Genomic DNA, 13,521 nt, shown 5'->3' with positions numbered 1-13,521 from the left:
CCGCCGACGACGCACAGCCCCGACGCCCAGACCCTGGCCAGCGGTGCCGAGCTCGCCGTGCTGGTCGTCGAGACCGGTGCGACCAACGCCCGCGACGTGGTCGACGCCTGCGCGCAGATGGAGTCGATGGGCACCCCGGTGCTCGGCGCGGTGATGGCCCGTTACGGCCGGGACAGCCAGCGGGAGCGCAGCAAGGGCGAGGCCGCCGTGTCCGCGGACGGCGCGCCGGCCGAGGGGCCGGCCACCGCGGCCGCGACCACCGCGGAGACGTCGGCGACCAGCCGGCCGGGGGCCCCGAAGACGGGGAGCACCTCGGGCAACGGGGCGACCACCGGCAACGGCGCCGGTGCACCGGAGGGACAGCTCGTCCCGCCGGGCTCGCGGGGCAACGCTCCTCGATGAGGGTCCTGGGACCATCCGCTCCGCCCGGACCGGTGGTCACGGGCGGGCAGGTCCCGGGGCTCGAGGAGCCCCGTGGGCCTGCCACCTCGGGCTGGCCGCTGACAGCGCTGCTCATGCTCTACCCGCTGTGGTGGGCACTGGGCATGGGCACGCTGATCCTGTTCGTGCTCCCCGTCCCGATGGTGGTGCACCTGTGGCGCCGCCGGCCCATCGCGACGCCGCCAGGATTCGGCCTCTGGCTGCTGTTCCTGTTCTGGCTGCTGGCCAGCACGATCATGCTCCCGGCGAATCCGCCGGGGACGCTGCCCAACACCGTGTCCTCGCGGCTGCTCTCGGTGGGCTTCGCGCTCGCCGGCTACCTCGCCGCGACGGTCATCCTGCTGTACGCGGGCAACCTGACCGAGCGGGAGTTCCCCCGGCGCAAGCTGGTCCGCCAGCTCGGGTTCTTCTTCATCGTCTGCCTCGGCGGCGGCCTGCTCGGCACGTTCGCGCCCACCTTCGGGTTCACGTCGCTCGTCGAGCGGCTGCTGCCGCAGCGGATCGCCAGCAACGGCTTCGTGAGCAGCCTCGTGCACCCCGCCGCGTCGCAGTTGCAGGACGTGCTGGGGTTCTCGTCGCCGAGGCCGTCGGCGCCGTTCGGCTACACGAACACGTGGGGCAACTGCCTGGCCCTGCTCATCGGCTGGTTCGTCGTCGCGTGGCTGCACAAGGCCGGCGGGCCCCGGCGCCTGGTCGGGCTGGTCCTGCTCGCGCTGTCGGCCATCCCGATCGTGTACTCGCTCAACCGCGGCCTCTGGATCGGGCTCGGCCTGATCGTCGCCTTCATGGCGCTCCGGCTGGCCATGCGCGGCCACATCGCGCTGCTCGGTGGCGTGATCGTCGGACTGGTCCTGGTCGGCACGCTGGTGGCCGTCTCTCCGCTCGCCACGATCATCCAGGAGCGCTTCGACAACCCGAAGAGCAACGCGATCCGGGCGTTCACCCTCGACCGGACGCTCGAGGTGTTCCAGTACTCCCCCGTGCTCGGCTTCGGCGGCCCACGCGCGGCCCTGGGCAGCAGCAACTCGATCGCCATCGGCGCGGACGCCAAGTGCCCGCGGTGCGGCAATCCCACCCTCGGCAGCAACGGGCAGCTCTGGCTGCTGCTCATCGCCCAGGGCGCCGGCGGGGCGGCGCTCTACGTCGGGTTCTTCCTGCGATCACTCTGGGCCTACCGGCGCGATCCCACCCCGATCGGTGATGCCGGGCTGCTGGCTCTGGCGCTGCCCCTGTTCTTCATGTTCGTCTACAACGCGCTGACCATGCCGTTGGTGATCTCGTTCCTCTCGATCGCGCTGCTCTGGCGCAATCAACGGGACGAGGACGTGCCGGAGGAGCCCCAGGCTCTGCCGGCTGCGATCACGGCGGTTCCGGTCCGCGTACCGGGGGGACGGGCATGAGCGACGATCGACTGAGGCACCTGAGGGACGTCGGGCGCCTGCTGTGGCCCGCACCCCTGGAGCTCACGATCGGTGGCCCCGCGGGTGGCGACGTCCACCGGGAGTACCTGCTCCTTCCCAACGGCCGCCGTCCCCGGCTGCTCGTGCCGCACGGACGGCGGGCCGCCGCCGGCGCCCTGCGGGGCTACGGCGTCGGGCGCGGTCGCTCGGCCCGGTGGCAGGCCGCCGCGCTGGCGGCCGGCATGGCCACCGGCGTCGCTCCGCTCTTCCTGCGCGACCGGGTGCGCCTGGTCGACGGTGCCGGGCGCGGCGACGCCGCCTCCATCGAGTCGCACCTGGCCGGCGTGCTGGGCACCGAGGTGCTGCTGAGCATGTACCTGGGCGCTCCGCGGGCGAACCGCAAGCCGGTGCTGCAGGTGCTCGCGCCGGACGGCCGCACCCTCGCCTACGTGAAGGTCGGCGTCGACCCCCTCACCTCCCGCCTGGTGCGCGACGAGGCCGCGGCCCTGGCCACCCTGGCGACGGCCGGGCTGCAGCGCTCGACGATTCCCGCCGTCCTGCACACCGGACGGTGGAACGGGCTGGAGCTGCTGGTCCAGTCCCCCTTGCCGGTCGCCGGGCAGCGCAGCCGTCCCGCCCGGGACCAGGTGGCCGCGGCGCAGGCCGAGGTGGCCGCCGTCGGTGGCACCCCCGCCGGGCCGCTCTCGCTCTCGCCCTACTGGGCCGACCTCACCGACCGCATCGAGGCGCTGCCCGCGAGCCCGGCCGCCGAGACGCTCGCCGACCTCGCCGGCCGCATCGGGAAGGCCTTCGGCGACGTCTCGCTCCGCCTGGGTGCCTGGCACGGCGAATGGACGCCGTGGAACACCGCGCTGGCCGGGGACCGTCTCCTGGTCTGGGACTGGGAGCGCTTCGCACCCTCGGTTCCGGTGGGGTACGACGCCCTCCACTGGGCGCTGCAGACCGACCTCGTCAACCGCCTGGCCGACCCGGCCGGTTCGGCCGGCCGGGCGGTGGCCACGGCCGCCGCCGTCCTCGATCCCTTCGGGCTGACCGGCGAGCAGTCCCGGGCCACGGCGCTGGCCTACCTCACCGAACTGGCCACCCGCTATCTGGCCGACCGCCAGGTCGAGGCCGGAGCCCGCCTGGGCGACGTCGGCACCTGGCTCCTGCCCGCCATCGACACGGCCCTGGACGCCGACTGAGCTGCCGCCCCACCCGCACGTTGCTGATCAACGACAGACCGCACGGAAGACGAGGCACGCCATGTCACTCACCGCGAACCTGCGCCGGTCCCCGACCGTCAAGCAGGCGGTGCAGGGTGTCACCGTCACCGCCGGCCTGCTCACCAGCCACTGGCGTATGACGCCGGACTTCCTGATCATCGGCGGCCAGCGCTGCGGCACGACCTCGATGTACCGCACGCTCAGCCAGCACCCGGCGGTCCTCAAGGCCGTGCGGCACAAGGGCGTGCACTACTTCGACACCGACTACGACAAGGGCATGGCCTGGTACCGGGCCCACTTCCCGCTCGAGCGCAGCGCACGGGCCGTCGGGAAGCAGTTCGGCGTGCGCCCGCAGACGTTCGAGTCGAGCCCGTACTACATGTTCCACCCGCTGGCGGCGGAGCGGATCGCCCACGACCTACCCGAGGTCAAGGTGCTCGTCCTGCTGCGCGACCCGGTGGAGCGGGCGTACTCCGCCCACGCCCACGAGCTCGCCCGCGGCTACGAGGACCAGGACTTCGAGACGGCCCTGGCTCTGGAGGACAGCCGGCTCGAGGGTGAGGCGGAGCGGCTGATCGCCGAGCCGGCCTACCGCAGCCACTCGCACCAGCACCACGGCTACCTCCAGCGCGGCCGCTACATCGATCACCTGACGCGGCTGGAGAAGGTCTTCGGCCGCGACCGCATGCACGTCGTGGACAGCCACCAGTTCTTCACCGACCCCGAGCCGGCCTACGACGGCGTCCTGGAGTTCCTGGGCCTGCCGCACATGGGCTACCCGGTGTTCGAGCAGCACAACGCCCGCCCCCGCTCGCCCATGCAGCCGGAGCTGCGGGAGCGGCTGGAGGAGCACTTCGCGCCCTACGACGAACGCCTCGTCGACTGGCTCGGCCACCCCGTCAGCTGGCGGGCCGACGTCGGCCGGCCGGAACGTCAGCGCACGTGAGCACCACCGCGCACAGCGCGCGGACCGGTACGGCAGCACGCGTCGGCATGCCGACGATCGCCCGCGGCGGCGCGCTGAACCTCGTGGGGGCCGGCGTCACGGCCGTCACCGGGGTGCTGCTCACCGTCGTCGTCACCCGCGCGCTCCCGAAGGCGGACGCCGGGGTCTTCTTCGCCCTGACCTCGGTGTTCCTGCTCGCGGAGATGGTTGCGCGGCTGGGCACCGGCACGGGGCTCGTGTACTTCATCGCGCGGACCCGCTCCCTGGGCCGGCCCGACCGGATCCGCGCGTTCCAGCGGGTCGCGCTCACCCCGGTGGTGGTGCTGTCCCTGATCACCGCTGCCGTGCTCATCGTCTGGGCCCCCTCGTGGGCACGCCTGGTCGGCGGCCCGAGCGGCTCCACCCGGGCGGCGGTCGTGGTGCTCGCCCTCCTGCTGCCGGTGACGACGCTGTCGGACACGCTGTTGTCGGCCACCCGCGGGCACGCGACCATGCTGCCGACGGTCACGCTGGACCGCATCGGCCGGCCGCTGCTCCAGCTGGGCCTGGTCGCGGCCGTCGTCACGGGGGGCTCGGTCAGCCTGCTGGCCGGCGCCTGGGCACTGCCGTGGGCGCTGTCGGCCGTGCTCGGCGGCTGGTGGCTGGTCCGCCTCGGCCGCCGGCCGCACCGGTCCGGCACACCCGTGGCCGACGGGGGCGCACCCGCCTCCGACGCCGCCCCGTGGCGGGAATTCTGGACCTTCACCGGGCCGCGGGCGATCAACAGCCTCGCCCAGCTGGCCCTGCAGCGGCTCGACATCGTGCTGGTCACGGTGCTCAGCGGCCCGGCGTCGGCCGCGGTCTACACGGCCGCCACCCGCTTCCTCGTCGTCGGGCAGCTGACCGCCACGGCCATCTCGACCGCCGCGCAGCCACGGCTGGCCGAGCTGCTCGCGGTGGGTGACCGGGCCTCGGCGAAGGCGGTCTACCAGAACGCGACGGCGTGGATCGTGCTGCTGAACTGGCCGCTCTACCTGCTGTGCGGGGTGTTCGCCGACCTCGTCCTGACCATCTTCGGGCACGGGTACTCCGCCGGGCGCCCCGTGGTGCTCATCCTCGCCGGCGCCATGCTCTTCGCCACCGCCTGCGGCATGGTCGACATGCTGCTGAACATGGCCGGCCGCACGTCGTGGACGCTGGCCAACTCGGTGCTCTCGCTCGTGGTGATGGTCGGCGTGGACCTGCTCCTCATCCCCCACCTCGGCATCCTGGGGGCCGGCATCGGCTGGGCGGCGGCGATCGTCTCCAACAACGCCCTGCCGCTGACCCAGCTGTTCGTGTCGATGGGGCTGCACCCGTTCGGGCACGCCACCCGCAACGCCGCGGCCGTGGCCGCCTTCTGCTTCGGCGTCCTGCCCGTCGGCGCGCTGCTGCTGGCCCCCGGGAACGTCCTCGTGGCCGCGGGCGCCGTGGTCGTCGGCGCCGGGCTCTTCGCCACCGTATGCCTGCGCCTGCGGTCGACGCTGGGGCTGCCCGCGCTCAGCTCGCTGGTCCCGCGCGGCCGCCGGCGTCCCACCGTCCCGGCCGACCCGTCCCGCGCGGACGACCGGCACCCTTCCGGAGGACCACGATGACCGCACTCGACCGGGCGGCCGCCCCCGCGCCGCCGCCCATGGCCCTGACCCCCTGGCGGCTCACGGTGCTGACCGCGCGCGGCCTGATGTCCGACCGCCGCGAGCGCCGCCGGGAACGCGCCGGCCGGGCGCGCACGGGTCTCGGCCCGCGCGCGCTCGACCCGCGGCTGCGGGCGCCGGTGTTCGTGCTCGGCGCGCCGCGCTCGGGGACGACGTTCCTGGGGTCGTGCATCGGTGCGCTGCCCGAGGTGTCCTACCACTTCGAGCCGCGGGTGACCAAGGCCGCGGCCCGGCAGGTGTACGAGGGCACGTGGTCCGAGCGCCGGGCGGCGCGGGTGTTCCGGTCGTCGTACCGGTTGCTCCTGCTCGCCGCCGGCGACGGGGGACGGCGGTTCGTCGAGAAGAACCCCGAGAACTGCTTCGTGGTGCCCTTCCTCGTCCGCACCTTCCCCGACGCCCGGTTCGTCCAGATCATCCGCGACGGCCGCGACGTCGCCGTCTCGCACGCGGAGAAGCCGTGGCTGTCGGCGAAGTCGGCCGGCACCGGGCAGCGCGGCCGGGGTGGCCAGGCGTGGGGGCCGTGGGCCCGCTGGTGGGTCGAGCGCGAGCGGGCCGAGGAGTTCGCCACCGCCTCCGACCTCACCCGCACGGCGTGGAGCTGGCGGCGGTTCACCGACTCGGCCCGCACCGCCCTGGCCGAGCTCCCGCCCGAGCGGGTGCTGACCGTCCGCTACGAGGACGTCGTGCGGCACCCCGAGCAGGCCGCCGCGACCATCGCGGCGTTCTTTGGGCACGCCGAGCCGCCCGCGTCCCTGCTCGAGGCGCTCGGGCGGGCCGACACCGGCTCGATCGGCCGGTGGCGCACGGCCCTCGACGCCGACGGGCTGGCCGACGTGGACCGAGAGGCAGGACACCTGTTGCGCGAGCTGGGGTATGACTCGTGAGCCGCGGCGACGCGCGCGGTGGCCTCCTGGTCACCGGCCTGCCCCGCAGCGGCACCAGCTGGGTCGGCAAGATGCTCGAGGCCTCGGGCGAGGTCGTGTACGTCAACGAGCCGATGAACCCGCAGCACCCGCCGGGCCACTCCCCCGGCGTGCTCGACGCGACGGTCACCCACCGGTTCCAGTACATCAGCGACGAGGACGACGAGCAGTGGCGCCGGGCGTTCGACCGCACGCTGGCCCTGCGCTACCAGTTCGGGCCGGAGCTGCGGCGGAACCACTCGGCCTACGACCTGGCCCGCATGGTCAAGTACGGCACGGCGTTCACGGCGGGCCGGCTGCGCGGCCGGCGGGCGATGATCGACGACCCGTTCGCCGTGTTCGCCACCGGGTGGCTGACCCAGCAGATGGGCTGCGAGGCCGTCGTCCTGGTCCGTGACCCGGTGTCCTTCGTGGGCAGCTGGCGGGCGCTGAACTGGCAGATCCACTTCCACGAGCTGCTGGAGCAGCCGGCGCTGGTCCGTGACCACCTGGGCCCCTACGTCGAGCGGATGCGCGACCTGGTCGGCTCGCCGGACTGGCTCGCCCGGACGTGCCTGCTGTGGGAGGCGACCTACGACGTCGTCGACCGCGCCTTCCGGGAGCTGCCGGGCGTGCACCTGGTCAGCTACGAGGCCCTGGTCGAGGACCCGATGACGCGGTTCGAGGACCTGTACCGCAGGTTCGGGCTCACCTGGTCCGACGACGCGGCCGGACGGGTCCGCGAGGCGACGACGGAGAAGGCCGGCGCCGAGCAGGGGTCCCACCGCTGGTCGCTGCGCGGCGGGCTCTCCCGGACCGCGTACCGGCCCATGGGCTCGGCGACGGCGCTGTCGACCTACCGGACGCGGCTGACCCCGGCCGAGGTCGAGCGGGTGCGGACGCTGACCGCGTCGGTGGCCGGGCGCGTGCTGGGGCCGGGCCGGGGCGGAGCGGTCAGGAACGCGGCGCGCGCAGACGGGTGAGCAGGGCCCCCGTCAGCAGCACGAGCGCGAACGGGGCGTCCTCGCGGACGTAGCGGCGGAACAGCCGGCGGGGCTCGTGGACCAGCCGGAACAGCCACTCCAGGCCGAGCGGGCGCATCCAGCCCGGCGCCCGCTGCAGGTCGCCCGCGGCGAACGGCAGCGCGGCACCGCAGCCGAGCCACCAGGCGCTGGGCAGCAGCGCGGAGAAGTCGGAGATGATCCGTTCCTGCTTCGGGAAGCCCAGCCCCACGAACACGATGTCGGGGTGTGCCTCGACCACGCCGTCGCGGCACTTCGCGAGCTCGACCTCGTCGAGCTCGAAGCCCCGGGGCGGCGAGCAGCTGCCCGAGACCTTGAGCCCGGGGTAGGCGCGCTGCAGGGCCTCGGCGGCGCGTTCGGGGACGCCCGGCTCTCCGCCGAGCAGGTAGACCGACCGGCCGTCGGCCGCCGCGGCCTCACTGAGCGACCAGATGAGGTCGGCGCCGGTGACGCGGGCCGGCAGCGGGTGGCCGGAGATCTTGGCCGCCCACACGACGGGCGCGCCGTCGGCGACACTGATGTGGGCGCTGCGGATCATCTCGGCCACTCGCGGGTCGCGGGAGGCGTGGCGGAGGTGATCGACGTTCGGGGTGGCGATCCAGCCGCCACGGCCGGCGAGCAGCTCGGCCCGGACCCGCTCGACCACCTCGTGCTCGGTCACCGGGTCGATCGGGAGTCCGCCCACCTCGACGCGCTCACGCTCCGTCGCTGTCATCGTCAGATCATGACCCCTCGCGCGCGCCCGTGGGGGCTCGAGCTGCGCGATCTCACCCCTTGGAGGTCACAGGGGGTCACCCCGGTGGCCCGCGATGGCAGACTCGCGACGTGGTGAGCACCTCCGCGGAAGACATGTCTCCCGCCTCCTCGGCCCAGCATCCGGCCCGTCCGCGGGTGCTCTACCTGGGCGGCCTCGGGCGCAGCGGCACCACAGTCATCGAGCGGGTACTCGGCGAGCTCCCCGGTGCGTGCTCGGTCGGCGAGCTCGTGCACCTGTGGCAGCGCGGCGTCCTGGACGACGAGACCTGCGGCTGCGGTGTGCCGTTCTCGCGGTGCGAGTTCTGGACCGAGGTCGGCACGCGGGCCTTCGGCGGCTGGGACCCGGCGCTCGCCCGCCGGATGGAGGAGTTGCGGCCGCGCGTCGACCGCACCCGGTTCATCCCCCGGCTCCTCGCCCCTCGCCTGCTGGGGCGGCACCGCGCCGAGCTGCGCGAGTACGTGGGCACCTTCCTCCGGCTCTACCGGGCGATCAGCGAGACCAGCGGCGGCGACGTCGTCATCGACTCGAGCAAGCACTCGTCGCTGGCCTTCTGCCTGCGGACCGAGCCCGGCCTCGATCTCCGGATCGTCCACGTCGTGCGCGACCCCCGCGGGGTCGCCTACTCCTGGACCAAGGAGGTGCGCCGGCCGGAGGCGCACAGCGACGAGGCCCTGATGACCCGCTACTCCCCCGCGCGCTCGTCGCTGCTGTGGAGCGGTCACAACCTGTTCTTCGGCCTGCTGCGCCGGCTGGGCACGCCCACGACGCTGCTGCGGTACGAGGACTTCGTGACCGATCCGCGGCGTGTGCTCGGGGAGCTGGCGGAGTTCGCCGGCATGCCGACCGGCGAGGGCAGCCTCGGCTTCCTGGCGGGCGCCACGGCGACCCTGTCGCCCTCGCACACCGTCGCGGGCAACCCGATGCGGTTCCGCACCGGCCCGACGACGCTGCGCCGGGACGACGCCTGGCGCAGGGAGCTCCCCCGCCGGCGGCGCTGGCTGGTGTCGGCGCTGACCGCCCCGCTGCTGGCCCGCTACGGCTACCTGCGGCGGGCGCCCCGATGAGCGGTGCCATGGACGCTCCGGCGACCACGGTGGGCGTCGTCGTCCCCACCCATGACCGGCCCGAGCTGCTGCGTCGGACGCTGCGCTCGATCCTGGCCCAGGACACCCCCGCCGACCTCGATGTCGTGGTGGTCTTCGACCGCAGCACGCCCGACCCCACGCTGGCGGAGCTCAGCTCCCCCGGCCGCCGGGTGCGGGTGGTGGCCAACGAGCGCACGCCCGGCCTCGCCGGGTCGCGCAACACCGGCATCCTCGCCCTGGACACCGAGTGGGTCGCCTTCTGCGACGACGACGACACCTGGGCGCCCACCCGGCTGAGTGCGCAGCTGGACCGCAGCCGGCAGCACCCGGACGCCGACGTCCTCACCACGTCGATCCTGGTGGCCTACGAGGGCGCCGAGGTGCCCCGGCTGGCGGGCGCCGCCGAGGTGACCCACGACGACCTGACGCGCAGCCGGATGGCGATGCTGCACAGCTCCACGCTGCTGCTGCGCCGCGCCGCCCTCCTGGGCTGGCTGGGCATGGTCGACGAGAACATCCCGGGCAGCCAGAACGAGGACTGGGACCTGCTGCTGCGGGCCGCCTCCCGCGCCCCGATCCAGCACATCGACGAGCCGCTGGTCCGCGTGCTGTGGGGCACCTCCTCGCACTTCTCGCGCCAGTGGGAGACGCGCGTGGCGTCGCTGCAGTGGATGCTCGAGCGGCATCCGGGCATCACCGTCAGCGACCGGGGCGCGGCCCGGGTCTTCGGTCAGCTGGCCTTCGGCAGTGCCGCGCTCGGCCGGCGCCGGGCGGCGACGCGATGGGCACGCCGGGCGATGGGCCGCCGCTGGGCCGAGCCGCGCGGCTACCTGGCCCTCGCGGTGGCCCTCCGGATGGTGTCGGCCGAGGCCGTCATGTCGTTCCTGCACCGCCGCGGCCGGGGGCTCTAGGCCCCGACCGCCGGCTCAGTAGGCGCCCCGGGAGCGGAGGACGGCGGACGCCGTCTTCCAGAGGATGAGCAGGTCCAGCGCGAGCGACCAGTTCTCCACGTAGCGGAGGTCGAGGCGGACCGACTCCTCCCAGGAGAGGTCGCTGCGCCCGGAGATCTGCCAGAGGCCGGTCAGCCCGGGCTTCACCAGCAGCCGCCGGCGGATCGAGGTGTCGTAGCGCTCGACCTCGTGCGGCAGAGGGGGCCGCGGGCCGACCAGCGACATCGAGCCGCCGAGCACGTTGAACAGCTGCGGGAGCTCGTCGAGGGAGAAGCGGCGCAGCCAGCGGCCGACCCGGGTGACCCGCGGGTCCTTGCGCATCTTGAACAGCAGGCCGTTGCCCTCGTTCTGCGCCAGGAGGTCGGAGAGCTTCGCGTCCGCGCCGTCGACCATGCTGCGGAACTTGAACATCGTGTAGATCCGGCCCGAGGCCCCCACCCGCTCCTGGCGGTAGAGCACCGGGCCCGGGCCGGAGAGCTTCACCGCCACCGCGAGCGCGGCGAGCACCGGCGCGACCAGGACGATGGCCAGGGCGGCGCCGAAGCGGTCGAGCGCACCCTTGAGCACGCGCTTCCAGCCGGAGAACGTCGGCTCCTCGATCGAGAGCAGCGGGAGCCCCACGAACGGCCGGATGTGCAGGCGCGGCCCGGCGATCTCGATCAGCCCGGGCGAGACCAGCAGCTCGATCCCGCTGCCCTCGAGCTGCCACGAGAGCTTGCGCAGGTAGAGCGCGGCGGTCTCGCTGGCGGAGGTGACCGCGACCGCGTCGGCGTTGCGCCGCTGGACGACGTCGACGACGTCGTCCAGGTCGCCGTCGATCGGCACGCCGATCGACTCCACGCGCGCGGCGGCGCCGGGGGTGGTCACGCAGGCGGCGACGACCTCCATGCCGGCGTACCGGTCGACCTGGAGCCGGCGCACGAGGTCGGCGACGGCTGCATCGCGCCCGACGGCCACGACGCGCTTGACGCATCGACCATGCCGGCGGGCACGCGCGAGCCATTTGCGGGCGAAGAACCGGACGAACAGCGTGATCAGGGTGATCGACGGCACCGTGAAGACGACGAAGGACCGTGCGATGTCCAGCTGCGCGCCGTAGGAGATCACGCTGACGCCGGCCAGCAGGAGCAGGCCACCGCGGGCGACCTTCCGGAACTCCTCGCTGCCCGTTCCGTAGAACTCCGGCGAGTAGGCCCCGGAGAAGCCGAGCGCCAGCGGCCAGACCAGTGGCAGGGCCGCGCACAGCCAGGCGTAGGGCGAGCCGGGCAGGTCCTCCCCGGGGCGGACGACGAGCATGACGATGCCGGCGACGACGCCGATCAGGGCGTCTGCGGTGATGAGCACGGCGCGGTAGCGGCGGGACCACCGGGCCTGCCGGCGGGTGTGGAGCGAGCGGCCGGGCAGGGCCGTGCCGAGGGGGGCTGCCGACTCCGCGACCCGGCCGGGCAGCGCAGGACGCAGCTCGGTCTGGCCTGCCCCACCATCGACGAGCATGGTCCCCCCAGACCGCGGATACTACTCAACGTAGTCGTCGAGCTACATCGCAGCGTCCTCACCAGGAGGTTCACCCGCGCCAGGCGCCCGAGACCGTGTCACCCTCACACTGTGTGACGCCAGCGTCAATACGCACGGTGACCGTTCACCCAATTGGGAGGACGTGCCCCCGGATTCCGGGGAAGCCCAGCTCAGCTGCGGGGGTGCACGTCGTTCTGAGCAGCCTCGAGCCCCTTGGCCAGCAACAGCTCGGTGGCGTCCGCGGCCTCGACGAGCAGCAGGTCGAGCTCCTTGCGCTCGGTGGAGGAGAAGTCCTTGAGGACGAAGTCGGCCGGGTCCTGCCTGCCGGGCGGGCGGCCGATGCCGACGCGCACGCGCAGGTAGTCCTTCGTGCCCGTCGAGCGGGTGATCGACCGCAGGCCGTTGTGACCGCCCTCGCCCCCGCCGCGCTTGAGCCGCACGGTCGAGAACGGGATGTCGAGCTCGTCGTGGATGACCACCAGGTCGGCGACGGGCAGGTGGTGGTAGTCGAGCAACCCGCGCACGGGGCCGCCCGACTCGTTCATGTAGGTGAGCGGTCGGGCGAGGACGACCCGCCGTCCGGCCAGCCGCCCCTCACCGGAGACCGCGCGTGCCCGCGCGCCCTTGCCCGGGGACAGCTTGATGCCCGCACGGGCCGCCAGCTCGTCGAGCACCATGGCGCCCACGTTGTGCCGGTTGCCGGCGTACCCGGGCCCCGGATTCCCGAGCCCGACGACGAGGAAGGGGCCCTCGGACACGACGGGCGCGGGTGCCGCGGCCCCGGGGGCGACGGCAGTGCCGTCGCCCCCGGGGGTCGTGCTCTGGTTCAGCGGGACCTGCTCAGGACTCGTCGGCCGAGCCGGAGTCGCCCTCGGCCGCGGACTCCGCGCCCTCGGCAGCAGCCTCGGTCTCCTCGGTGCCGGCCTCCTCCTTCTCGATGCCGGCCTCGGCCTCGGCCTCGGCGAGCTCGGCCTCCAGCGCCTCGGCCGTGGGGGCGCCGAGGAAGCCGATGACGAGGGCGTCGGGGTCGGTGATGAGGGTCGAGCCCTTGGGGAGGACCAGCTCGCCGGCGGTGATGCCCTGGCCGGCGGTGCGGCCGGTGATGTCGGCCTCGATGCTGTCGGGCAGCTTGGTGGCGTCGGCCTCGATGGCGACCGTGTTCAGCTGGTGGTTCGGGATCGTGTCGGGCGCGGGCTCGCCGACGATGACGATCGGCACCTCGACCGTGGTCTTCTCGCCGCGGCGGACCAGCAGCAGGTCGACGTGCTCGTGCGTGCGGCTGATCGGGTCGCGCTGGACGGCCTTGGTGAGCGCGAGCTGCTCCTTGCCGTCGAGCACGATGGTGAGCAGGGCGTTGCTGCCGCCGTTGCGCAGCGCGGCCGCGAACTCGCGGGCCGGCAGCGACAGGTGGACGACGTCCTGGCCGTGCCCGTAGAGGACGGCGGGGACGCGGCCCTCGCGACGGGTACGGCGGGCGCTGCCCTTGCCGAACTCGGTGCGGGGCTCGGCGGCGAGGCGGAAGTCGGCCACGGTGATGTGCTCCTCAAGAGGTGGATCGGGTCTGCGGGCCGGCGCACGAGCGCGGCACACCCCTGAGGGCAGAC

Annotated in this window: 13 protein-coding genes; 9 read left to right on the top strand and 4 right to left on the bottom strand. The window is 73.8% G+C overall.

The genetic code is table 11. The features are described 5' to 3' along the window. The 7 genes from ACXVGS_RS17235 to ACXVGS_RS17205 all read left to right on the top strand — a co-directional run. On the top strand, positions 1-402 hold a 402-nt coding region (locus ACXVGS_RS17235; protein WP_458538185.1), incomplete at its 5' end, for a hypothetical protein. 113 nt (positions 403-515) lie between these two features. Beyond that, positions 516-1,841 (top strand): O-antigen ligase family protein, encoded by a 1,326-nt coding sequence (locus ACXVGS_RS17230; RefSeq protein ID WP_458538184.1) that lies wholly within the window; start codon positions 516-518, stop codon positions 1,839-1,841. After that, entirely contained in the window at positions 1,838-3,046 is a 1,209-nt protein-coding gene (locus tag ACXVGS_RS17225) for a hypothetical protein (RefSeq protein ID WP_458538183.1), read from the top strand. The genes ACXVGS_RS17230 and ACXVGS_RS17225 overlap by 4 nt, the downstream gene beginning before the upstream one ends. A 61-nt stretch (positions 3,047-3,107) precedes the next feature. Beyond that, the gene (locus ACXVGS_RS17220; RefSeq protein WP_458538182.1) at positions 3,108-4,013 is read left to right on the top strand and encodes a sulfotransferase domain-containing protein; all 906 of its coding nucleotides are present in this window, start codon (positions 3,108-3,110) and stop codon (positions 4,011-4,013) included. Then, complete coding sequence (locus tag ACXVGS_RS17215) at positions 4,010-5,626, top strand: oligosaccharide flippase family protein (protein WP_458538181.1); 1,617 nt, start codon at positions 4,010-4,012, stop codon at positions 5,624-5,626. Before ACXVGS_RS17220 ends, ACXVGS_RS17215 begins: the two co-directional genes overlap by 4 nt. Further along, positions 5,623-6,570: a sulfotransferase family protein gene (locus tag ACXVGS_RS17210; RefSeq protein ID WP_458536298.1), complete on the top strand. Its 948-nt coding sequence runs from the start codon at positions 5,623-5,625 to the stop codon at positions 6,568-6,570. The genes ACXVGS_RS17215 and ACXVGS_RS17210 overlap by 4 nt, the downstream gene beginning before the upstream one ends. Further along, positions 6,567-7,571: a sulfotransferase gene (locus ACXVGS_RS17205; protein WP_458536374.1), complete on the top strand. Its 1,005-nt coding sequence runs from the start codon at positions 6,567-6,569 to the stop codon at positions 7,569-7,571. Before ACXVGS_RS17210 ends, ACXVGS_RS17205 begins: the two co-directional genes overlap by 4 nt. On the opposite strand, the gene ACXVGS_RS17200 is transcribed toward ACXVGS_RS17205, so the two are convergent. Continuing rightward, the gene (locus ACXVGS_RS17200) at positions 7,543-8,325 is read right to left on the bottom strand and encodes a WecB/TagA/CpsF family glycosyltransferase (protein WP_458536375.1); all 783 of its coding nucleotides are present in this window, start codon (positions 8,323-8,325) and stop codon (positions 7,543-7,545) included. The genes ACXVGS_RS17205 and ACXVGS_RS17200 overlap by 29 nt on opposite strands. Positions 8,326-8,438: 113 nt before the next feature. Between ACXVGS_RS17200 and ACXVGS_RS17195 the strand changes: the two genes are divergently transcribed. Both ACXVGS_RS17195 and ACXVGS_RS17190 read left to right on the top strand, forming a co-directional pair. Continuing rightward, entirely contained in the window at positions 8,439-9,431 is a 993-nt protein-coding gene (locus ACXVGS_RS17195) for a sulfotransferase domain-containing protein (protein WP_458538180.1), read from the top strand. 8 nt (positions 9,432-9,439) lie between these two features. Further along, a complete protein-coding gene (locus ACXVGS_RS17190; RefSeq protein WP_458538179.1) occupies positions 9,440-10,363 on the top strand; it encodes a glycosyltransferase family A protein in 924 nt (307 codons plus the stop codon). Positions 10,364-10,378: 15 nt separating this feature from the next. On the opposite strand, the gene ACXVGS_RS17185 is transcribed toward ACXVGS_RS17190, so the two are convergent. The 3 genes from ACXVGS_RS17185 to ACXVGS_RS17175 form a co-directional block, all read right to left on the bottom strand. Then, positions 10,379-11,896 carry a sugar transferase gene (locus tag ACXVGS_RS17185; RefSeq protein WP_458536378.1) on the bottom strand — a complete coding sequence of 506 codons (1,518 nt, stop codon included), beginning with the start codon at positions 11,894-11,896 and terminating at the stop codon, positions 10,379-10,381. Between the two features lie 191 nt (positions 11,897-12,087). Further along, positions 12,088-12,675, bottom strand: a complete 588-nt coding sequence (gene pth, locus ACXVGS_RS17180; RefSeq protein WP_458536379.1) for an aminoacyl-tRNA hydrolase — start codon at positions 12,673-12,675, stop codon at positions 12,088-12,090. An 82-nt stretch (positions 12,676-12,757) separates the two neighbouring features. Further along, positions 12,758-13,447, bottom strand: coding sequence for a 50S ribosomal protein L25/general stress protein Ctc (locus ACXVGS_RS17175; RefSeq protein WP_458538178.1), 690 nt, complete (start codon positions 13,445-13,447; stop codon positions 12,758-12,760). Positions 13,448-13,521: the final 74 nt, after the last annotated feature.

It is taken from the genome of Oryzihumus sp. (assembly GCF_054325275.1).
This window is presented reverse-complemented; position numbering and strand designations above follow the sequence as displayed.

Bases quoted from the DNA above. Each gene is read 5' to 3' on its own strand.
- ACXVGS_RS17190 (WP_458538179.1), top strand. From the start codon at position 9,440: ATGGACGCTCCGGCGACCACGGTGGGCGTCGTCGTCCCCACCCATGAC.
- ACXVGS_RS17210 (WP_458536298.1), top strand. From the start codon at position 5,623: ATGACCGCACTCGACCGGGCGGCCGCCCCCGCGCCGCCGCCCATGGCC.
- ACXVGS_RS17200 (WP_458536375.1), bottom strand. From the start codon at position 8,325: ATGACAGCGACGGAGCGTGAGCGCGTCGAGGTGGGCGGACTCCCGATC.
- ACXVGS_RS17220 (WP_458538182.1), top strand. From the start codon at position 3,108: ATGTCACTCACCGCGAACCTGCGCCGGTCCCCGACCGTCAAGCAGGCG.
- ACXVGS_RS17230 (WP_458538184.1), top strand. From the start codon at position 516: ATGCTCTACCCGCTGTGGTGGGCACTGGGCATGGGCACGCTGATCCTG.
- ACXVGS_RS17185 (WP_458536378.1), bottom strand. From the start codon at position 11,896: ATGCTCGTCGATGGTGGGGCAGGCCAGACCGAGCTGCGTCCTGCGCTG.
- ACXVGS_RS17225 (WP_458538183.1), top strand. From the start codon at position 1,838: ATGAGCGACGATCGACTGAGGCACCTGAGGGACGTCGGGCGCCTGCTG.